This is a genomic window from Pseudomonas sp. WS 5071 (genome assembly GCF_012985765.1).
Classification (GTDB): domain Bacteria; phylum Pseudomonadota; class Gammaproteobacteria; order Pseudomonadales; family Pseudomonadaceae; genus Aquipseudomonas; species Aquipseudomonas lundensis_A.
Genome location: NZ_JAAQWY010000010.1, coordinates 117,656 through 138,167, shown reverse-complemented (window position 1 = coordinate 138,167; position 20,512 = coordinate 117,656). Strand labels below are relative to the sequence as shown.

Genomic DNA, 20,512 nt, shown 5'->3' with positions numbered 1-20,512 from the left:
TAAATATCAAAAACTTATTTCATATTTTTTAAAAGAAACTACCTCTTCCCCCAGCCAATCATTCAACTGAGTCATGCGCGATTGAATCGGCTCCAGCTCGTTCGCCACGTAGATCTGCGCCGCCTCTCTAATCGAACCAAATCCGCCAGCGTTTTGCGGAACAATGCCCATCAGCTGCGGCGGTATACGCAGGCTTGCCAGTATGTCATCACGCGTCTGGTTTTTGATTGAGCTGAATTCGTCTTTGGCCGCGACTTCACTGACAGGGATCAGTTGAATGCCGTCTTTTTTACCGTTTGGCGAGTACACGAAAAGGTTGCGAAAGTTACCCGGCCCTTTGGAATCCTTCAGCGCTTTGCGCAGGGCATCGACGTCAGACTCGTTCTGCGCGGGGTCGGTCATGTAGAGGATGAACCCGGCATGGCTTCCGTTTTCGTAGTACTTGCGGCGAAACAACGTCGCGGATTCGTTGAGCAACGCTGACTGCAGCGCACTGATCCATTCCGGCAGACCGTACACCTCCTGGTGCAAGTCAGCTTCGCGCAGTTGGAATATGCTACCCGCGTCGAATTCGTGTTCTTCCTTCCAGCCCTGCACCAGAAAATAACGCCCGTCCTGCCCTGCCCGCATGTACTTGGCCAACGCCGGTTTGAGTTGAAAGGTCGAACCCAGCATCGAGCGGCGCGCTTCGATGTAGCCGTTGCCAAGGCTGAGAAAATCCAACGCGAACTGTTCAAACGCGGCACGGGACAACAGCCGGTGCGGGATAAAGGTTTTGCTCAGCAGGTTGCGTTTGAAGGTCAGGCCCGAATGCAGATGCACGCTGGAACCCACCGAGCGCGACAGCCCGTCGAGCGACAACGGCGGTTCGTACCAGCGCCCGTTAAACCAGCATTCCAGATAATCAAACACCGCACGACCGCCCAGCACCGGGGTCGGATCGCCAAAACTGAAGGCCTGAATCGACTGATTCACTTTGCCGTCTGCCACGTGAGGTGCGGCGACCGATTGATCGTTCATTAAAAAATCTCCATCCGCCCGGTATTCGAGGCGGTTTGCCCCTCCAGCGGTTCGTTGTGCAATGCGTGAAAGAGCGCCCAGGCCAGATCGGCGTGGCCGGTGGTGTCGTTGCGCCCTGCGGTGTAGGTGTATTGGCGACCGCCTGCGGTGACGGTTTTGCGGATGGCCATCAGCGACTGAGCCATGTCCGTCCAGCCGGCGTCGAACTCCAGCCGGCCGTTGTGGATCACGTCATAGGCTTTGAGCACCAAGCGGGTTTTGACTTCGGGCGAGTAGCTGAAGGTAGTGACATTTGGGAAGAACTGGCGCACCAATTGCGCCACGCCGCTGCCCAAGCCGGTGACATCGATGCCGATGTAGGTCACCCAATAGCGGTCGCAGACGCTTTTGATAAACGCCGCCTGTGCTGCGAAGTCCATGCCCCGGAACTGGTGGCGCTCCAGTACACGGAACTTGCTACCGGGTACCAGCGGTGGCGCGCACACCACCAAACCGGAACAGTCGCCGGTTTCAGCCGGGTCGTAACCGATCCACACCTGTCGGTCGCCGAACGGGCGTGAAGCAAACGGCTTGTAGTCTTCAGCCCACTCGACCCAGCTATCGACCATGCAGGACTGCAACAGGGCCAGCGGAAAGATGCTGGCTCCGTCGTCAACAAAATCACACATCAACAGGTTGGCGAACGCTTCCGGGCTGTACTCGCGGCGCAGCTCCTCGATGTCGAACAGGTCACAGCCGCCCCGCTCCGCGTCCAAAATGGTGACAATCTGCCGCCATACCCGATCCTCACAGAACCGCCCTTGCTGCAAACTGCCGTGAGAGGTGTCAACTTTGGTGTGTTGCGCGGCGGGCTTGCCCTTGTTGAAACGCTCACCCGTCCAGAAGGTATACGCCTCGTGGGCCATGCTCGATGGCGTGGAAAAGTAGGTTTTACGCCACTTCTTGTGCATCGCCATGCCCGAAGCGACCTTGTTCAGCTCTTCAAACTTGAACGTCCAGAAGAACTCGTCGAAGTAGAAATTGCCGTGATAACCCTGTGCCGTTCGGGCGTTGGTTCCGAGAAAAAACAGCTCGGCGCCGTTAGGCAGCGCAATCGGATCACCCGTCAGCTCGACCCCGCACACCTCGCGTACGAATGCCAGGATGTAGCCCCGGAACAAGTAGGCTTGGTTCTTGGATGCTGACAGGAAAATCTGATTACGCCCGGTCTCCAGCGCATCGATAAACGCCTCGCGGGCAAAGTAGTACGTGGCGCCGATCTGTCGACTTTTTAGAATGACCCTGGTGCGTTGATTACCCGCCCGGTACCAGTCTTTCTGGTAATCGAAACAGCCATCAATAAACGCCTCGCGCAGCAGCTCGATCTGGTCTTCGCTGATCTCGTTTTTGACTGCTTTTTTCTTCGGCTCGCTGTTGCGCTTGGCAAGGTTCGGATTGAGGTCAGTTTCAGTGCCTCCGCCCTGATAGCGCACGATCCGTGCTTGGCGCTCAAGCTGGCGATGCAGCAGATCAATTTCCTTAAAGTCGCCGCTGGTCTTGCCCTCTTTGAGGATCAACTGCACCAGGCGTGCTTCCAGTGCGCCGCCGATGCGCTCGACGTTGTCCGCCCGATCCCACTCGTCGCGGGTCTTCCAGCTGTGTAGCGTTTTCTCTTTTTCGCCCGTAGCCTCGGCGATCTCACAGATGCGCCAACCCATCCAATATAGAAATTTGGATTGGCGGCGCGCATCCATCGGTAACAAAGCGGTCGTAGTCATGGCCGCGATGCTGCCGCCCGCGCCCGTTACTCAATAGCTGCCCCCCTTGTAACCCCCAGCCCTACAAGGGCGCCTCATTGCCGCAACACGCGCGCGTCCCGACCATGCCCCTCATTGCAACGCGTCTTTTCCGAGAGGAACGCGCCCCACGCATCGAGGATCTACGGCATGAAAAAATTTCGCAGCAAATGGTTCCGGGTCGCCGTTGAAGGCGCGACCACCGACGGGCGTCGCATTGAAGGCGACTGGATCGACCAGATGGCCACCAGTTACGACCGCAGCAAATACGGCGCCCGCGTGTGGATGGAACACATTCGCGGCACCCTGCCCGACTCTCCTTTCCGCGCGTACGGCGACATTCTTGCGGTCAAGGCTGAAGAGGTCGAAATCAACGGCAAAAAGGTGCGGGCGCTGTTTGCCCAGATTGAGCCGACAGACGATTTAGTCAGCATGGTCAACAAGCTGAAGCAGAAGATTTTCACCAGCATCGAAGTGCGCGAGAAATTTGCCGACACCGGCAAGGCTTACCTGATGGGCCTTGGCGTCACTGACACCCCGGCCAGCCTTGGCACGGAAATGCTGGCCTTCTCGGCACAGCATCCAGATGCCAGCCCGCTCAAATCGCGTAAACAATCGCCAGACAACCTGTTCACCGTGGCCGAAGAAACCGAGCTGGTTTTCGAGGAATACGAAGAAAAACCCGGTATCGGTGCCCAATTGTTCAGCAAGGTTCAGGACCTGCTCAAACGCAAAGAAGCCAGGGACGACAGCGAGTTCGGTGCAATTGGCCAAGCCGTCGAGGCCATTGCCGAGCACGGAAAAAGTCTGGAAGAGCAGTTCTCAGCCGCCCAGACCAGCAACAGCGAACTGCGGACCCAAGTGCAGCAACTGAGCACGGACTTGAACACGTTGAAAACCACCCTTGGCAACACTCAGGATCATTCCCAACTCTCTCGCCCCCCGGTGACCGGTGGCGGCAGCCAGGCACTGGCTGAATTCTGACCTGACGGCCCACACCTGCACGCTCACGACCGGAGACACCCATGCGTAACGACACACGAAAACTCTTTACCGGCTACCTCAGCCAAGTGGCCAAACTCAATGGCGTCGAGTCTGCCAACGCCACGTTTAACGTAGACCCGAGCATCCAGCAAAAACTGGAAACCAAGATTCAGGAATCCAGCGAGTTCCTCGGCAAGATCAACATCATCGGGGTCGATGAGCAGGAAGGCGAAAAGGTCGGTCTGGGCGTTGGCAGCACCATTGCCGGCCGCACTAACACCAACGTCAAAGCCCGCGAGCCACGCAGCATCGGCACCTTGTCGAGCGACAAGTACAAAGCCGAAAAAACCGACTTCGACACCTTCGTCACCTATCGCCAACTGGATGCCTGGGCCAAGTTCCCGGACTTCCAGACACGCCTGTCGAGCGCCATTGCCCAACGCCAAGCCCTGGACCGGATTTAAATCGGCTTCTACGGCATCAAGGCGGCCGAACAAACGGACCGCGTCGAAAACCCGCTGCTGGAAGACGTCAACATCGGCTGGCTTGAGCAGTACCGTTTGCACGCTCCCGACCGCGTACTCAAAGAAGGCGCCGAGAAAGGCAAAATTCGCATCGGTAAAAACGGTGACTTCAAAAACATCGACGCCCTGGTGTATGACGCTATCCAGTTGCTCGACCCGTGGTATCGCCGCAATCCGGGCCTTGTGGTGCTGACCGGCCGTGAACTGGTACACGACAAATTCCTGGCCTTGGTCAACAAAGACCAGGACGCCACCAACACCCTGGCCAGCGACCTGATCATCTCGCAACGTCGCGTCGGCGGGCTGCCGCTATACGAGGTGCCTTACATGCCCGAAGGCGCTGTGCTGATCACCACCTTCGCCAACCTGTCGGTTTACTGGCAACTCATGGCCCGCCGTCGCTACCTGAAAGAAGAACCGGAGTGGAACCGCATCAGCAACTACGAGTCGTCAAACGACGCCTACGTGGTCGAGGACTACGGCCTTGGGTGCCTGCTGGAGAACATCACCCCGGTCGATGCGGTTGAACCTGATCCGGTCAGCGAGGGTTAACTCATGGCGCTCAGCCTTGCTCAAGCCCACCAACGCCGCGCCCGTGCGGCGATGGAGTCCGCTAAAACCGCGCCCATGCAGTCAATGGCGGGCGCGACGGCGTACGAGCATCAGCTCAACCAACTGCTTCAGGATCGGCTGCGCCTGAAGTCGATCCAGTCCAACGAAGGCAAGGCCGCGCTCAAGCTCCAACTGCTGCCCGAATACATCCCTTACGTCGAAGGCGTGCTTGAAGCCGGCAACGGCGCGCAAGACGAAGTCATGACCACCGTCATGGTCTGGCGGATCGATGCCGGCGATTACAAAGGCGCACTGGATGTGGCGGCCTACGTGCTCAAACACAAACTGGTGATGCCGGATCGTTTCGAGCGCACAACCGGCTGTTTAGTAGCCGAGGAAATCGCCTCAGCCGCGCTCAAAGCGCAAAAGGCTGGGGACGACAGCTTCGACATTCGCGTGCTGTATCGCACCCTCGAAATGACCGAAGACCAGGACATGCCCGATCAGGCTCGCGCCAAGCTCTATCTGGCTGCCGGACGCGCCACGCTGGTCGGCCTTAATGCTGAGACACGCGGGCAAGCGGGTCAGTTAGAAGCAGGCATTGACTTGCTCAAACGAGCGATTGAGCTGCACGACGGATGCGGCGGTAAAAAAGACCTGGATGGCGCCGAACGCCTTCTGAAAAAACACACTGTTTCAGCTGAATAAGCTGCCACGGTTAACCGAGCGTCCCCACGCACCCCGCCGGCTCGGGGTTGAACAGGCAGTGTCTTTAGCGCTGCCCTGTAACACCCCGACCACCGGCGACCTATTTAGAGCTTACGCATGAGCGGATTCGTAGCCAGCGGCAGCACGCCCAGCGGCCATATCAACACCGACCCTTTCTGGCCGTCCATCGATTTGGATGCGCTGCGCGGCACCTTGCGCGTCGATGCCAGTGTCACCCCGGCGCGCCTGGAAACTGCGTGCATCTCGGCTGCCATCAACCTCAACCGCGAGCTGAAGGACTGGCGCGCCATCCAGCAAGCAGCGGGCTACAGCGAACTAGCCCAAGTGCCTGCCGAGCAGGTACAGGACGTTTCAGCATTGGTCCACCTGTACCGCCGCGCCATTGAGGCCGGGACAGGTGCCGAAGTCTGTGAACGCTATCGCTCCTACGACAGCACCAACAGCGGCAATAAAAACGCAGAAGAACTCACCCCGAATATCGACGACTACCGTCGCGATCTGCGCTGGGCAGTGCGTGATTTTCTCGGTACCAATCGCACCACCGTGGAGCTGATCTGATGACCACCTCGGTGCGCGCCCAACAAAACGACACGGTTGACGCCTTGTGTTGGCGCCATTACGGCCGCACGGCGGGCGTGACCGAGGCCGTATTAGAGGCCAACCCCGGTCTGGCCGAACACGGCCCGTTTCTGCCCCATGGCACCCAGGTGAACCTGCCCGACGCCCAACCCGCCGCGCCTCAGCGGCACGTGGTGAACCTATGGGACTGAACCGCAGCAAAACCTTGAACCCACGACCCCTGGACACTGGAAAACATCACATGCCTGAACGTCCCGACACTTGGGCCTGGCTGGCCACCTGGCTCGAACAGAACTGGCCAACCCTGTATGCCGGGGTTTTAGCCCTGGTCATTGCCGGCCTGCGGGTGATGTACGGCGGTGGCACGCTGCGCCGCGTATTGATCGAGGCACCGTTGTGCGGCGCCTTGGCCCTCACTGCGAGTCACGGCCTGGCACTGATCGGCGTGCCCATCACCACCGCACCGTTCTTTGGGGGCGTGATCGGTTTGCTGGGCGTGGAAGGCACCCGCGCGGCGGCCAAAAAGTTTTTCATCCGTAAGGTAGAACAATCATGACCACCCTGCGCCACGGCGACCGCTCGCAAGCGGTGCGCATCCTGCAAACCAACCTCAACAGCCACGGGGCCAAACTCAACGCCGACGGCCATTACGGCGACCTGACCGAAACCGCCGTGCGCGCTTATCAGTTGAAAGCCGGACTGGTGGCCGATGGTATTGCTGGCACTAAAACCCTCGCGAGCCTGTCTGGGGGCGATTGTCAGCAGTTGCTGAAAAACCATGACCTGGTCAACGCCGCCCAACGCCTCGACGTGCCACTGGCCAGTGTTTACGCGGTCAATGAAGTGGAATCCAACGGCAAAAGTTTTCTCGACAACGGCAAGCCGGTGATTCTATTCGAGCGGCACATCATGTATCGCCAGTTAGCCACCCCTCGTCACGAGGGGGATAACCCGGCCCAACTCAAACAGCACGCAGACGAAGTGACCGCTTTGAATCCGGCCATCGTCAACCCAAAGCCGGGTGGTTATGCAGGAGGCAGCGCCGAGCATCAGCGGTTGAGCCATGCGCGGCTGATCGACGACAACGCGGCCCTTGAGTCCGCCTCCTGGGGTGCGTTCCAGATCATGGGCTTCCACTGGCAGCGCTTGGGCTATGCCAGCGTCCAGGCGTTTGTCGCCGCCATGAGTGCCAGCGAGTCGCAGCAGTTCGACGCATTCGTGCGTTTTATCGAGACCGACCCAGCGCTGCACAAAGCCCTCAAAGCGCGTAAATGGGCCGAGTTCGCCAAGCTCTACAACGGCCCGGATTACCAGCGCAATTTGTACGACATCAAACTGCAACGGGCCTTTGAGCGGCATGCGGACTGCGGTTGTGGTCAGGAGGTGGTGGCATGATCGATCTCGACGAAGTCCGCGCCCTGCGGGTGCAGGACGGCGACCTGCTGGTGGTGCCACACAACACCGAAACCGAAGGCATGCATGACCTGATCGAGGCGCTGCGTCATGTGCAGCCCGATGCACGGGTCATCATCATTCGTGGTCCGGTCGAACACCTGGACATCGACGCTATGAACCAACTGGGTTGGTACCGCGCATGAGCGCCCTGCGCCAAGTACTGTATGGGCTTGCCCTGCTTGGCGCCTTGGCGCTGTTTATCTGGGGTCAGCAGCAACGCATCAACGTTGCACGGCAAGCGACGGAACTGGCGCAACACGATGCGAAAGCAGCACGCGAAGACGCCGCCCGCAATTTGAACACCGCCACCACCCTGAACCGCACGCTGAACCTGGAGCGTCAGGCACAAAGCCAACTGCGTGGCCTGCACGACCAACTGCGCCAAGGCTTGGCCCAGCGCGAGCTTCAGATAGAGGGACTGAAACGTGAAAACACTGCACTGCGCGATTGGGCTGCCCAGCCTTTGCCTGACATTGCTCGCCGGTTGCGTGAGCGCCCCGCCCTCACCGGCGCCGACGCTTATCGTCAGTGGCTGTCCGGCCGTGGTGCCATGCCAACTGCCAGCGACCGGCCCAAACCATAACGGCGACTTGCTCACCGATCAGGAGCGCACCGAAGCCGCGTGGGCCGAGTGCGCGGCGCAGGTCGATATGATTTTTCAACAACAGCAGGTCACCCCATGAACAAACCCGACAGCCTGCGCGCTCACCTGCTCGCCACCATCGCCGAACTCAAACACAACCCCGACCGGATGTTGATCTTTATCGACAATGGCAAAGTACGCTGCACCGCTGCCGCGAGCCTGTCGTTTGAATACAGCTTCGACCTGCAAATCATCCTCACCGACTACGCAGGCCACCCCGACAGCGTGATACTGCCGCTGCTGGGCTGGCTCAGCTTCAACCAATCCGAACTGCTGGAAAACCTCGACAAGTCGGCGCAAGGCATCAAGTTTGAGGCGGACGTGCTGGATAACAGCAAGGTCGATCTGAGCATTCGCCTGCCACTAACTGAGCGCGTGGTCGTGGGCCAGGATGCGGACGGTAACATCACCGTCAAACACCCCGGCGAACCACAGCGAGTCGCCAACTATCTCGACCCCGCATGGCGCCCCGGCAGTTCGGGCCTCGACGGCGAATGGATGATTCAAAATGGCCAATGACCTGGACGCACTGGAAGACTGGGCCGGTGTGCTGCTCAGCAAACTGGAACCCGCTGCCCGTAGTAAACTGGCCCGCTCATTGGCGCAGAAGCTGCGACGTAGCCAGCAGCAGCGGGTTAAACAGCAGCGTAATCCTGACGGCAGTTCATATTCTGCGCGCAAACTACGGGATCTGAAGTTTAAGGAAGGGCGGATCAAGCGTCAGGCAAAAATGTTCCAGAAAATGCCCAGAGCCAGCTATTTAAAGGCCAAGGGCGATGAGCATTCGATCAGCGTAGGGTTTACCGGGCGAGTGGCGCGGATTGCTCGGGTGCATCAGTTCGGGTTGAAAGACCGGGCCGAGGTTGATGCCCCGGAGGTCAGATATAAGCTGCGGCAAGTGTTAGGGTTTACTAACACTGACATAAATTTTCTGAAAAACGAATTACTCGCACACCTAACTGAAAAATAAAAAAATAGCTATCAAGACACAAGGCCTTTCGATATTAGATCAAACGCTTTCTTTATCCCCTTATCCTTTAACTCCGCACGGGGGGATATACCTTGAGCCTTATCAAAACTATTTCTCTCTAACTTATCAAGCTCAAAATACTCATATGTAAATAACCCTTTACGACTTTGGTTGACCACTTCATATTTCACAACCATCGTTCGACCTCGCTGCACAGCGAGACGTATAAGGTGAGAGTCATAGCGATCTAAATTTGGATGAACAAACTTATAATATCTTGAACGAAGAGCTCGTCTGGGCAAACTCTTGGACACCAAAAACCCCAAATCTGCACCTTTAATATTCATATTGCATCTCTTGCAACTAACAGCAAGATTCTTCCCTGTAAACATATACTTTAAATATTCGGACTTTGGCAAAATATGCTCAATATCTAAAACCATATTAAACTCACCACGCACATCGCGCATACAGTAGCAACATGTATCGAAGGCTTTTATTTTTCCGAAGGCCTTAATTTTATCCTTTAAGGTTTTAAGCTTGGGGTTCTCATCCCACGCTTTATGCCCTCGCGCACTAGCGTCGCGCATAGCGCTAATTTCAACAGGTGTGAACTTTGGTCTCCTAGGCATTCGGCTTAACTCTTTTAACTTCAAGCATCAAACTAGAAACATCATCAAGAAACTTTATCTGCCGCCCATCGTAAATTTTATCTTTGTATATAGCCACAGTATCCAATGCCGAAGAAAGGCTAATCTCACCTGAACTTAGTGAGTTTAAAGTTTTAACCATTTCATCAGACAAATATCTATTCTCCGGAGTAAGAACTCCAAATGCTTCAGCTAGTAACTCCTCGTTATTACTGGACGATACCGAAACCTCGAACAACCCCCATGAAGCTTTCTTGAATACTCTGACCTTTTCGTTTCCGAAAGGTATTATTAGAGGAGAATGCGTCGCAATTATTATTCTTGGCTCAAACCTGTAAAAAAGATCTAATATATTTGAAATGTATTGTTGCTGCCAACGAGGATGCAAACTATTTTCCGGCTCATCAATAACTATCGCACAACCAACTTCGATGTGCGTGGATATATGAACCAACCCTGAAAGTATCATCAACTCTCCAGAGCTCGCTCCTGACAAAGGAATTACATTTCCACCCCGAAGCAATTCTAGTCGCAGCTGTTTAATTACCCCCAACTTTTTTAAATGAGCCTCACTATGCAGAAGATCGCGAAGCCTCTCCCCCTCAGTTGAACTGCTGTATGAAGCCGTCAAATCAAATTCATACACGCCTTCTTTTTTCGAATATCCATCCCGATTAAAATCGAGTTTTGTTTTCAGAATATTTGCCGCACCAATCATTTCTATCGAATATAAATTATCCACATACGCACTTATGTTTTCATCTTCTCCAAAACCCTCTACGACCACCCTAATAACAGGCTCATACCTAGTATATATAAGCGCACGAATCAAACCAGTAAAACCAACCTCATTTTTCTTAGAGCCATAAGCCAGCGCTTTCTTTATAGTCTTCTCTACAATATTTTTACCTTGACGCCCTCCAAGAAAATTAAAAAGCTTACTTTTAACTTTAAACTTATCATAAATCGAAGTTGCCATGGCAATGACTGGTACTCCTTCACGAACAAAACCAGCTGCCAGGCTATTTAGGTACTCACTTTTCCCACAGCCATTCTCACCAATCACTATATTTACCGACCCCAAAGAATCCAAACTAGAAGTCAAATCATCCATATACATCAAAGCCTCAAAACAAAAAAAACTAGATATTAAAACATTTAAAAATCAACAAACCATGAAGCATGCACTACCCAAGTCTATCTTGTAGTCGCTTTATTTACACACCACAGTGCTGCTGACTGAGGCACTTTAAGCTCAGTATCACACCATGAACAACCTCCCCGCCCTCGCCCGCATGATCGAAAACCTCATCCGGTTCGGCACCATTGCCGAAACTCAGATGAAACCACCCCGTGTGCGTGTCAAAACCGGAGAGTTACTGACCGGTTGGCTACCCTGGATCGCCCTGCGCGCCGGGGCCGATACGGACTGGGACCCGCCCACTGTAGATGAGCAGGTAATCCTGTTTAGCCCATCAGGCCAGCTCGCCAACGGCATCGCCCTCACCGGTATCTACAGCACCGCGCACCCGGCCAACGGAGAGCGCGAAGGCTTGCACCGCCGCACCTACCGCGACGGCACGGTGATCGAGTACGACAGCGTCGCCCACCATTTAAATGCGATATTGGCCGACAGCGGTACGACCAGACTGGTCAGCACAGGCGGCATCACCATTGTCGGCCCGATCACCCACCAGGGCGATTACACCCAAACCGGCAATCAAACCGTCACCGGCACAGTCACCGTATCCGACGATGTGGTGGCCGCAGGCATCAGTTTGGTCCAACACACCCACGGCGGCGTGATGCCCGGTGGTTCTGTAACGGGAGCGCCGCAATGAATCGTGAAACGGGTGCCACGATCAGCACAGTCGAGCATATCGGCCAATCCATCAGCGACATTCTGACCACCCGCCTCGGCACTCGTGTGATGCGCCGCGAATACGGCAGTTTGCTGCCCGAGCTGGTGGATCAACCGTTCAACGACGTCACGCGATTGCGGGTTTATGCCGCCAGTGTGATGGCGATTATGCGCTGGGAACCACGGGTCAACGTCACCCGCGTGCAACTGCACGGTGCTACGTTGCAAGGCCAGGTGGTGATTGATATTGAAGGTCGCATCCTCGACCGCAATCAGGCGCTGAATATGAGCCTGCCCTTGCAACTGGGAGGCGGTGCATGAACACCTTCGCTGCCATCGACCTCAGCCTATTGCCGACGCCGCAAATCGTGCAACAAATCGACTACGAGCAAATCCTTGCCGAGCGCAAAGCTCACGCCATCAGCCTATGGCCGGTTGAGCAGCAGGCCGAAATCGCAGCACGGCTGAACCTGGAATCGGAGCCGCTGACCAAGCTGCTGGAAGAGAACGCCTACCGCGAAACCCTCTGGCGGCAACGGGTGAATGAAGCGGCGGTGGCGAACATGCTGTCGCTGGCCACCAACTATGACCTAGACAACCTCGCGGCCAATTTCAACGTCAAGCGACTCGTGATTCAGGAAGGTAAGCCCAACGCGAGCCCGCCTGTCGCCCGCGTGATGGAGAGCGACGACAGCCTGCGCGAGCGAGCGCAGATGGCGTGGGAAGGCTTGAGCACCGCAGGCCCGCGTAACAGCTACATCATTCACGCCCGTGCCGCCGATGGTCAGGTGGGTGATGCCACCGCTGAAAGCCCCACGCCCGCCGCCGTGGTGGTGACGGTGCAAGCGTTGCTCGGGGACGGCACGGCGAGCGCCGCGTTGCTGGCAACTGTGCTGGCATATCTCAGCGATGATGATCGACGCCCGGTGGCGGATCGCCTGACAGTACAAACCGCACAAGTCATCCGCTACCAAGTCAAGGCAACGCTGTACCTGACCAGCAGTGGTCCCGAATCTGAACCGATCCTTGTCGCCGCAGAAAAACGCCTACTGGCTTACGTGCATCAGCGCCGTCGGTTGGGCATGGAAGTGTCAGAGTCAGCCGTTCACGCCGCACTGCATGTGGAAGGTGTGCGCAGGGTCGCGCTGGATAACTGGCAAGACATTCGCGCCACGCCGTATCAAGCGCCCTTTTGCACCTCGGTTGCGCTGACGTTAGGCGTTGAGCCGTGACCAGCCCGTCGTTGCTGCCACGCAATGCTAGCGACCTAGAGCGCCAGGCGGCTCAAGCATTGGCGCAGATACAACGTGTCCCTGTGCCATTGCGCCAATTGTGGAACCCCGGCACTTGCCCTACTGAGTTGCTGCCGTATCTGGCTTGGTCTGTATCCGTAGACCGGTGGGACGGGAAATGGCTGGAGAGTACTAAACGGGCGGCAATTCGGGCCTCTTATGTCATCCACTCACGCAAAGGCACCATCGGCGCACTGCGACGTGTGGTCGAGCCCTTGGGGTATCTGATCGAGATTATCGAGTGGTGGCAAACAATCCCCGAAGGCGTACCCGGCACTTTCGCACTCAAGGTCGGCGTTCTTGAAACAGGTATAACCGAAGAAATGTATCAGGAGCTGACCTTCCTGATTGATGACGCCAAACCCGTCAGTCGCCATTTAACTGGCCTTGCGATCAGCCTTGAATCCAGCGGCACAGTATTCGTCGGGGTCAGTGTCTACGAAGGAGACGAACTCAGCGTTTACCCACCGACTCAGCGCGACATTGAGGTCAATGGCTACTTGCCTATGGGCGGCCGTGAACACCATATCGATACAATGGACATCTACCCATGACCGACAAAAATAGTCAGTTTTTCGCCATCCTCACCGCTATTGGTGAAGCAAAACAAGCCAATGCCGACGCACTGGGTGTGCCCTGGACATTTTCTAAAATGGGCGTCGGAGATGCCAACGGTGCAGACCCCATTCCGAATCGGCTACAAACTAAACTCATCAACGAATGCCGCCGCGCACCTTTGAATCAGGTGAAAATTGATCCCAAAAACGCCAGTGTCATCATTGCCGAGCAGATCATTCCTGAAAATGAAGGTGGCTGGTGGGTACGTGAAATCGGTCTGTATGACGCAGCAGGCGACCTGGTAGCCGTCGCCAACTGCGCGCCCACTTTCAAACCCCTGCTAACTCAAGGTTCGGGGCGCACTCAAGTCATTCGGATCAATTTGATCGTCAGCAGCACGTCGAGCATCGAGCTGAAAATTGACCCTTCAGTGGTTCTGGCGACTCGCGAGTACGTGGACAACTGGTTCACCAACGTACTGCCCCCCACCCGTAAGGCGGGTACTTTTACCAAGGTTGAGATCGACGTTCGCGGGATCGTGGTTGCGGGCAGCAACCCAACCACCCTGAAAGATTACGGTATCACCGATGCCTTGCCCCTTACGGGCGGAACACTGACGGGCGCGATCAACCTGACCGATGCCAAAAGCCTCTACATTCGCACGGTGGAGGGTCCGTCATGGGCTGCAGGTGTCATCGCCGGGCAGTTTGGGGGAGAGAAGGCCGGGGTAGGCTTTCTCGGAAGTTACGACCGTGTAACGCGGGCGTTCATGGCGTTGGGTCCAACGCCTTGGGTCAATGGAAATGGTGTGCGGGTTTCCGCTGATGGCGTGGAAATCGCCGGTCCCATCACAGGTGTTGGATCGGGCTTGACCGGCATCATTTTTTCATCGCTGACTGGTACGCCCAATTCACTGGCAGGCTATGGCGTTGCATTTGCCAGCCAGAGCGAGGCTGAAACGGGGGCTGACACCAACAAGCCGATGAGCGCGTTGCGGGTCTTTCAGGCCATTGCAAAGAAGGTGGTGCAAGCCACCGAAAGTGCGCTGGGTACGGCGGGTCTGGCGACTCAGGTGCAGGTGAATGCTGGCACTGACAACACCACCATCGTCACCCCAAAAAAGCTGCGCTGGGGTTTTCAGATGGTGATTGGACGTACTGGCTACATCATCTTTCCGAGTTGGCTAAACGGCTGGATCGTCCAGTGGAGTGCGGCTGTATCGCTTACCGGCTCCACCATCAACACCACCCGTTTTCCCATTCCGTTTCCCAATGATGCAGGGGCGGTCATTGTCGGCGCTTACAACAATGCGACGACGGCCGAGTACAGCGTCAGGCTCAGCGACGGCGAAAACGGGACCAGCGGCGGCGCTGTCACCCGAGACAGCTTCAAAACCTACAACACAGGCGTGACAGGTTCAGCGGGCCTGTCTTATATCGCTGTCGGCAGTTGAGAAGAGTCCATGAAATACGTGACGTTTCACCCGGACGGAACCCTTCACTTGCGCCTTATCAAAGGCACGCACGTGATCCCTGAAGATGCTGTGGAGGTCGATTCGACGCTCTGGCAAAAACTGATCTGCGAAACCGATGGTGTTTGGACATTGGGCGCAGACGGGGGCATTACCAAGCAACCGCTACCCGTGATCGAGCGGACACGTGAAGACGTGGAGCGTCTGCGACTGGCGGCCTTCGCTGAACCTGTTATGGGATCTGACCGTTACTTTGCCGAAGCCAGCCGCATGCAGGTGATGGGGGAAGCAGGATGGGAGGAAGTTAGAGACTCGGGCATTGCGCGCTTTAAAGAAATTCAAATGCTGTATCCCTGGCCAAGCGACAAGACTTAACTGTAGGGCGAAGCCCTGTAGCCCTTCGCCCTACAAGCCCACCTGCTCGCCCAACCGCCGCGCGCGCGGCAGCCTGTGCAGTGTCATCCCACTGCGCAGGCACCACCCATGGCCGATTATCTTCACGGCGTGCGGGTCATCGAACTCAACGACGGCACCCGCCCCATTCGCACTATCCCCACCGCCGTTATCGGTATGGTCTGTACCGCCGAAGACGCGGACGCGGCGTTCTTTCCTTTGGACACCCCGGTACTCATCACCAACGTGCAAACGGCTGTTGGCAAAGCCGGGGTCAAAGGCACCCTCGCCGCCAGCTTGCAGGCCATCGCTGACCAGACCAAGCCCTACACCATCGTGGTGCGGGTCAAGGAAGGCGCCGACGAAGCCGAAACCACCAGCGCGCTTATCGGCACCACCACCGCCGACGGCAAATACACCGGCATGAAAGCCCTGCTCGCAGCCAAGGCTCGCTTGGGCATGGTGCCGCGCATTCTCGGCGTGCCGGGGCTGGACAGCTTGCCGGTGGCCACCGCACTGGCGAGCATTGCCCAGCAGCTACGCGCATTCGCCTACGTCAGCGCGTGGGACTGCAAAACCAAAGAGGAAGTGGTTGCCTACCGCGAAAACTTCGGCGCCCGCGAAATGATGGTCATCTGGCCGGACTTCCTGAACTTCGATACCACCACCAGCAAAACCACCGTCGCGTCAGCTGTGGCCCGAGCCTTGGGTTTACGCGCCAAGATCGATCAGGAAATTGGCTGGCATAAAACCCTGTCCAACGTCCCCGTCAACGGCGTGACCGGCATCAGTGCCGACGTGTTCTGGGACCTGCAAAACCCGGCCACCGATGCCAATTACCTCAACAGCAACGAAGTCACCACGCTGATCAATGAAGGCGGATACCGCTTTTGGGGCAGCCGCACGTGCTCCGACGACCCGCTATTTGCCTTTGAGAACTACACCCGCACCGCGCAAATCCTCGCCGACACCATCGCCGAAGCACACATGTGGGCAGTTGATAAACCGATGCACGCGTCCCTGGTGCGCGACATTGTTGAAGGGATCAACGCCAAGTTCCGCGAACTGATCTCGCAAGGGTATTTGATCGGCGGCAGTTGCTGGTTCCCGGACGACATCAACGAAAAAGACACGCTCAAGGCCGGCAAGCTCTACCTCGACTACGACTACACCCCGGTGCCGCCTCTGGAAGACCTGACCCTGCGCCAACGCATCACCGACCGTTACCTGATCGACTTCGCCAGCAAGATCAACCGTTAAACCGGGCCTCCCCGCAAGGGGAGCCAACCCCGCGCCTGCTCACCGGAGAACCGCGACATGGCCTTACCTCGCAAGCTCAAAAATATAAACCTGTTCAACGACGGTAACAGTTACCTCGGTGTGGCCAAGTCCGTCACCTTGCCGCCCCTGGCCCGCAAGATGGAAGGCTATCGCGGCGGCGGCATGAACGGCGCGGTCAAGGCCGACCTGGGCATGTCCGACGACGGCATCCAGTTTGACTGGAAAACCGGTGGCCTTGATCTGATCTCACTCAAACAGTTCGGCGCCGTCAATGCGTCCGCCGTCGCCCTGCGTTTTTCCGGCCCGTTTCAGCAAGACGACACAGGCGAAACCAGCACTGTGGAAATCGTTGTGCGCGGCCGGCACGAGTCCATCGAAATGGGTGATGCCAAACCCGGCGAAGACACCGAGCACAGCATGAAAACTACCTGTACCTACTACAAGCTGACCGTCGATAACGAGGAAATCATCGAAATCGACCTGCTCAACTTTATCGAGAAGGTCAACGGAGTGGACATGCTGGAAAAACAACGTAGCGCCTTGGGCATTTGATCCGAGTTCCGTCACCCATCCTCGTTAACGCCATCACCTGGAGCCACACATGAACACCTCTGACACCGCTGAAACCCTGCCCGCTGCCGATGACAACTGCGTCACCCTCGACCAGCCGATCAAACGCGGAAACACCGAAATCGCCAGCATCACCCTGCGTAAACCTTCGTCAGGTGAGCTGCGCGGCGTGTTGCTGATCGACCTGCTGAATATGGACGTGTCGAGCCTGATCAAAGTGATTCCGCGCATCAGCAACCCCGGCATCACCGCCCCTGAAGCCGCAAGCATGGACCCGGCCGACCTGTTGGCAATCGGCAGCAAGATCGCCAGTTTTTTGTTGCAGAAGTCGGCGAAGGCGGATGTGTACCTCGTTGCGTAGAAGACGCTATGGCTGATCTGGCTGTGGTTTTTCACTGGGCACCGACTGATATGGATCAGTTGGGCCTGCAAGAACTGATGAACTGGCGCGAGCGCGCCAGGGTGCGGAGTTCCACTGATGGCGAATGATTTAAGACTTAGGGTATTGCTCACCGCCATCGACAAAGTCACCGCGCCGTTGCGTAGCATTCAGGGGCAATCTGCCAAAGCGGCGCAAGCGCTCAAGACTGCTCGCGACAGCCTTAAAGGCTTGGGTGCCGCGCAGAAACAAGTGGGCGAATTCCGCCAGCTCAAACAGGGGTTGGCCAACACCAGCGCCGAGTTGGTGGCTGCTCGCAACAAAGCCCGCGAACTGGGTCGGCAAATGGCCTCAACCACCACACCGACCCGCGCCATGCAGCGCGAACTTGACAAAGCCAGGCGCTCGCTCCAGCAGTTAAAGCAGCAAGAAATCAGTCAAAACCAACAGCTCAATCAACTGCGTCAACGCCTCAAAGCCACCGGGGTCGATACACGCAATTTGAGCGAGCATGAACGTCGGCTGAAACAGCAAATGGCCGATGCGAACCGTCAGATCGACACCCAACGCAAACGGTTAGAAGCCCTGACCAAACAGCAGCAGCGTATGACCCGAGCGGGCAAAGCCTATCAACAGGGCCAACAACTGGCGGGCAACTCCGCCGCCAAAGGTGCTGCAAGCATGGGCGTGGCCTATGGCATCGGTCGCGGGCTTTATGCGCCCTTAAAGGAAGGCAAGTACTTCGCGCTGGAAGAACAACGGGTGGCTGCGCTGGGCCTTGGTAAAGAGGACACCAGCAAGGCAATCAACTTCGCCAAACAAATGAAAACCTACGGCACCAGCGTCACCGAAAACCTGACGTTGGTGCGTGATGCCATGACCGTGTTTGCAGATGAACACGAGGCGGAAATGGTTGCCCCTACGCTGGCCAAGATGAAGTTCGCCAACCACGCGCTGTTCGGCGAAGAGCAAGGCGCGGATAACGAACGCAAGTTCATGGACATGCTCAAGGTCATCGAAATGCGCGGCGGGCTGGCCAGCAAAGAGGCATTCATCAACCAGGCCGACATTGTGCAGCGCATCCTCACCGCCACCGGTGGCCGGGTCGGTCCGAACGAATGGCTGAACGTGATCAAGACTGGCGGCGTTGCAGCCAAAGGTATCAAGGACGAAGCCTTCTACTACCAAATGGAACCTTTGGTGCAAGAAATGGGCGGGCACCGAGTAGGTACGGCGATGATGAGCGCCTATTCCAACATCTATCAGGGTAAAACCACCAAACGAGCGGCCAACAACATGGAGCAACTCGGCTTGGTCGATCCGAAAAAGGTCAAACACGACAAGGCCGGTCAGATCGCTTTTCTGGACGTGGGGGCGATCAAGGGCAGCGAGCTGTTCCGCGAGAACCAATTCGAATGGATGGAGAAGATCCTGCTGCCGCAGTTGGCTGCCAAGGGCATCACCGACAAGAACAAGGTGCTGGATACCATCGGCAGTATTTTCTCCAACCGTACGGCTTCCAACCTGTTCGCGCAGATGTATTTGCAACGCCATCAGATCCACAAAAACGCCAGGCTCAACGAGGGTGCTGATGGCATTGATCAGTTGTACGTCAAAGCCGTCGATAGCACCCAGGGCAATGAGCTGGAACTGCTCGCACAAAAGGCCAACGCCTATCGCGAAATGAGCGACGCGATCCTTCCGACCTATGTAGTTGCGTTAAAACAAATCACCGTCGCTATCAAAGAACTCACGGCCTGGATGAAGGAAAACCCGGCCGCAGCAGCCGCTGTGTTGAAAACGGTGATGGTCGTCGGCGTTATGGCCGCTACATTTGGCGCATTGGCACTGACCCTTGCCAGCTTGATCGGCCCATTTGTGGTACTGCGCTATGGCATGACGATGTTTGGGATCAAAGGCGGCGGCATCTTTAAAGTGTTTCGTAATCTGTTCCCGACAATAACCGGCTTAGCCCGAAATGCTTTACCGATGCTGGCCCAAGGTTTACGCGTCCTGGTCAGCTTAATGGGCGGAGCTTTGATCACCGCATTGCGTTCGGTAGGCATTGCACTGTGGGCGCTGGCTGCGAACCCGATTGTATTGGCCATTGGTGTGATCATCGCGCTGCTCGCCGGCGCCGCCTACCTGATGTACAAAAACTGGGACGCGGTTAAAGGTTATTTCGACAGCTCCTGGAAAGAAATCAAAGCGGGCTTTAAGGGCGGCATTGGCAGCATCCTGACGGTGCTGGCAAACTTCAGCCCTATCGGCCTGATCTACCAGGCCTTTGCTGGTGTACTGCGCTATTTGGGGATCGACCTGCCCAACCGCTTTACCGAGTTCGGCAGCATGATCGTCAACGGACTGGTTAACGGGCTTTATGCTGGCCTGGGCAAGGTTAAAGACGCCATCAACAGCATCGGCGATTCGACCATTAGTTGGTTCAAGGAAAAGCTCGATATCCATAGCCCCTCGCGGGTGTTTTTGCAGTTGGGGAGCTACACGATGGCGGGCTTGACACAAGGTCTGGTCGAGGGTGGCAAAGGCCCGCTGAACGCCATCAGCCAGCTCGGAAAACAACTGACAGCCACGGGTGTACTTGCCCTCGGCACACTCAGCACCCCGGCGCTGGCCGTTGATATGCGCCCACCCATCAGCCCGCCCGCACCGACCACCTACGACAGTAATGACCGCTACGAAATCAACATCCATCCCACGCCCAACATGGATGCCCAAGCCATCGCCCGTGCCGTGCGCGCCGAATTGAGCCGCATTAAGAGCGAAAAAGCCGTGCGCATGCGCAGCAAATTGGGTGATCTGGAGTAA

At 56.7% G+C, this 20,512-nt stretch carries 26 protein-coding genes and 1 pseudogene; 23 read left to right on the top strand and 4 right to left on the bottom strand.

What is annotated here, in order from left to right; translation table 11 throughout:
• Window positions 1–6: 6 nt before the first annotated feature.
• Together HBN61_RS08805 and HBN61_RS08800 are read right to left on the bottom strand one after the other, a co-directional pair.
• Entirely contained in the window at window positions 7–1,020 is a 1,014-nt protein-coding gene (locus tag HBN61_RS08805) for a phage portal protein (RefSeq protein ID WP_170046539.1), read from the bottom strand.
• Window positions 1,020–2,777 carry a terminase ATPase subunit family protein gene (locus tag HBN61_RS08800; RefSeq protein WP_170046538.1) on the bottom strand — a complete coding sequence of 586 codons (1,758 nt, stop codon included), beginning with the start codon at window positions 2,775–2,777 and terminating at the stop codon, window positions 1,020–1,022. The genes HBN61_RS08805 and HBN61_RS08800 overlap by 1 nt, the downstream gene beginning before the upstream one ends.
• Window positions 2,778–2,945: 168 nt before the next feature.
• Between HBN61_RS08800 and HBN61_RS08795 the strand changes: the two genes are divergently transcribed.
• From HBN61_RS08795 to HBN61_RS08745, 12 genes and pseudogenes are all read left to right on the top strand, one after another.
• Window positions 2,946–3,779: a GPO family capsid scaffolding protein gene (locus HBN61_RS08795; RefSeq protein WP_170046537.1), complete on the top strand. Its 834-nt coding sequence runs from the start codon at window positions 2,946–2,948 to the stop codon at window positions 3,777–3,779.
• A 41-nt stretch (window positions 3,780–3,820) separates the two neighbouring features.
• A pseudogene (locus tag HBN61_RS08790) lies at window positions 3,821–4,855 on the top strand (phage major capsid protein, P2 family).
• A 3-nt stretch (window positions 4,856–4,858) separates the two neighbouring features.
• The gene (locus tag HBN61_RS08785) at window positions 4,859–5,563 is read left to right on the top strand and encodes a phage terminase small subunit (RefSeq protein WP_170046536.1); all 705 of its coding nucleotides are present in this window, start codon (window positions 4,859–4,861) and stop codon (window positions 5,561–5,563) included.
• A 117-nt stretch (window positions 5,564–5,680) separates the two neighbouring features.
• Window positions 5,681–6,142, top strand: a complete 462-nt coding sequence (locus HBN61_RS08780) for a head completion/stabilization protein (protein ID WP_097192422.1) — start codon at window positions 5,681–5,683, stop codon at window positions 6,140–6,142.
• Window positions 6,142–6,354 (top strand): tail protein X, encoded by a 213-nt coding sequence (locus HBN61_RS08775; protein WP_170046535.1) that lies wholly within the window; start codon window positions 6,142–6,144, stop codon window positions 6,352–6,354. The genes HBN61_RS08780 and HBN61_RS08775 overlap by 1 nt, the downstream gene beginning before the upstream one ends.
• Window positions 6,355–6,404: 50 nt before the next feature.
• Window positions 6,405–6,719: a phage holin, lambda family gene (locus tag HBN61_RS08770; protein ID WP_094992997.1), complete on the top strand. Its 315-nt coding sequence runs from the start codon at window positions 6,405–6,407 to the stop codon at window positions 6,717–6,719.
• Window positions 6,716–7,558 (top strand): N-acetylmuramidase domain-containing protein, encoded by an 843-nt coding sequence (locus HBN61_RS08765; RefSeq protein ID WP_170046534.1) that lies wholly within the window; start codon window positions 6,716–6,718, stop codon window positions 7,556–7,558. Before HBN61_RS08770 ends, HBN61_RS08765 begins: the two co-directional genes overlap by 4 nt.
• The gene (locus tag HBN61_RS08760) at window positions 7,555–7,761 is read left to right on the top strand and encodes a hypothetical protein (protein ID WP_094992999.1); all 207 of its coding nucleotides are present in this window, start codon (window positions 7,555–7,557) and stop codon (window positions 7,759–7,761) included. The genes HBN61_RS08765 and HBN61_RS08760 overlap by 4 nt, the downstream gene beginning before the upstream one ends.
• On the top strand, window positions 7,758–8,201 hold the full coding sequence (lysB, locus tag HBN61_RS22615; RefSeq protein WP_094993000.1) for an Rz-like lysis system protein LysB: 444 nt from the start codon (window positions 7,758–7,760) through the stop codon (window positions 8,199–8,201). Before HBN61_RS08760 ends, lysB begins: the two co-directional genes overlap by 4 nt.
• Complete coding sequence (lysC, locus tag HBN61_RS22470; protein WP_249275336.1) at window positions 8,107–8,301, top strand: Rz1-like lysis system protein LysC; 195 nt, start codon at window positions 8,107–8,109, stop codon at window positions 8,299–8,301. The genes lysB and lysC overlap by 95 nt, the downstream gene beginning before the upstream one ends.
• Window positions 8,298–8,780 (top strand): phage tail protein, encoded by a 483-nt coding sequence (locus HBN61_RS08750; protein ID WP_170046533.1) that lies wholly within the window; start codon window positions 8,298–8,300, stop codon window positions 8,778–8,780. The genes lysC and HBN61_RS08750 overlap by 4 nt, the downstream gene beginning before the upstream one ends.
• Window positions 8,770–9,231 carry a phage virion morphogenesis protein gene (locus HBN61_RS08745; protein WP_170046532.1) on the top strand — a complete coding sequence of 154 codons (462 nt, stop codon included), beginning with the start codon at window positions 8,770–8,772 and terminating at the stop codon, window positions 9,229–9,231. Before HBN61_RS08750 ends, HBN61_RS08745 begins: the two co-directional genes overlap by 11 nt.
• Window positions 9,232–9,242: 11 nt before the next feature.
• Here the strand turns inward: HBN61_RS08745 and HBN61_RS08740 are convergent, their stop codons facing one another.
• Both HBN61_RS08740 and HBN61_RS08735 read right to left on the bottom strand, forming a co-directional pair.
• A complete protein-coding gene (locus HBN61_RS08740) occupies window positions 9,243–9,821 on the bottom strand; it encodes an HNH endonuclease (protein WP_223182418.1) in 579 nt (192 codons plus the stop codon).
• Window positions 9,822–9,855: 34 nt separating this feature from the next.
• On the bottom strand, window positions 9,856–10,995 hold the full coding sequence (locus HBN61_RS08735) for an AAA family ATPase (protein WP_170046530.1): 1,140 nt from the start codon (window positions 10,993–10,995) through the stop codon (window positions 9,856–9,858).
• Window positions 10,996–11,149: 154 nt separating this feature from the next.
• On the opposite strand from HBN61_RS08735, the gene HBN61_RS08730 reads away from it, so the two are divergent.
• The 11 genes from HBN61_RS08730 (at window position 11,150) to HBN61_RS08680 (ending at window position 20,512) form a co-directional block, all read left to right on the top strand.
• On the top strand, window positions 11,150–11,722 hold the full coding sequence (locus HBN61_RS08730; RefSeq protein ID WP_170046529.1) for a phage baseplate assembly protein V: 573 nt from the start codon (window positions 11,150–11,152) through the stop codon (window positions 11,720–11,722).
• Window positions 11,719–12,063, top strand: coding sequence for a GPW/gp25 family protein (locus HBN61_RS08725; RefSeq protein ID WP_170046528.1), 345 nt, complete (start codon window positions 11,719–11,721; stop codon window positions 12,061–12,063). The genes HBN61_RS08730 and HBN61_RS08725 overlap by 4 nt, the downstream gene beginning before the upstream one ends.
• The gene (locus HBN61_RS08720; protein ID WP_170046527.1) at window positions 12,060–12,974 is read left to right on the top strand and encodes a baseplate J/gp47 family protein; all 915 of its coding nucleotides are present in this window, start codon (window positions 12,060–12,062) and stop codon (window positions 12,972–12,974) included. The genes HBN61_RS08725 and HBN61_RS08720 overlap by 4 nt, the downstream gene beginning before the upstream one ends.
• A complete protein-coding gene (locus tag HBN61_RS08715; protein WP_170046526.1) occupies window positions 12,971–13,588 on the top strand; it encodes a phage tail protein I in 618 nt (205 codons plus the stop codon). Before HBN61_RS08720 ends, HBN61_RS08715 begins: the two co-directional genes overlap by 4 nt.
• A complete protein-coding gene (locus HBN61_RS22610; protein WP_170046525.1) occupies window positions 13,585–15,045 on the top strand; it encodes a phage tail protein in 1,461 nt (486 codons plus the stop codon). Before HBN61_RS08715 ends, HBN61_RS22610 begins: the two co-directional genes overlap by 4 nt.
• 9 nt (window positions 15,046–15,054) lie before the next feature.
• A complete protein-coding gene (locus tag HBN61_RS08705) occupies window positions 15,055–15,438 on the top strand; it encodes a hypothetical protein (RefSeq protein WP_170046524.1) in 384 nt (127 codons plus the stop codon).
• Window positions 15,439–15,546: 108 nt separating this feature from the next.
• Window positions 15,547–16,716, top strand: coding sequence for a phage tail sheath protein (locus tag HBN61_RS08700; protein WP_169892398.1), 1,170 nt, complete (start codon window positions 15,547–15,549; stop codon window positions 16,714–16,716).
• Between the two features lie 57 nt (window positions 16,717–16,773).
• Window positions 16,774–17,289, top strand: a complete 516-nt coding sequence (locus HBN61_RS08695) for a phage major tail tube protein (RefSeq protein WP_170046523.1) — start codon at window positions 16,774–16,776, stop codon at window positions 17,287–17,289.
• 49 nt (window positions 17,290–17,338) lie between these two features.
• Window positions 17,339–17,668 carry a phage tail assembly protein gene (locus HBN61_RS08690; protein WP_170046522.1) on the top strand — a complete coding sequence of 110 codons (330 nt, stop codon included), beginning with the start codon at window positions 17,339–17,341 and terminating at the stop codon, window positions 17,666–17,668.
• Between the two features lie 8 nt (window positions 17,669–17,676).
• On the top strand, window positions 17,677–17,796 hold the full coding sequence (locus HBN61_RS08685; RefSeq protein WP_170046521.1) for a GpE family phage tail protein: 120 nt from the start codon (window positions 17,677–17,679) through the stop codon (window positions 17,794–17,796).
• Entirely contained in the window at window positions 17,786–20,512 is a 2,727-nt protein-coding gene (locus HBN61_RS08680) for a phage tail tape measure protein (RefSeq protein WP_170046520.1), read from the top strand. The genes HBN61_RS08685 and HBN61_RS08680 overlap by 11 nt, the downstream gene beginning before the upstream one ends.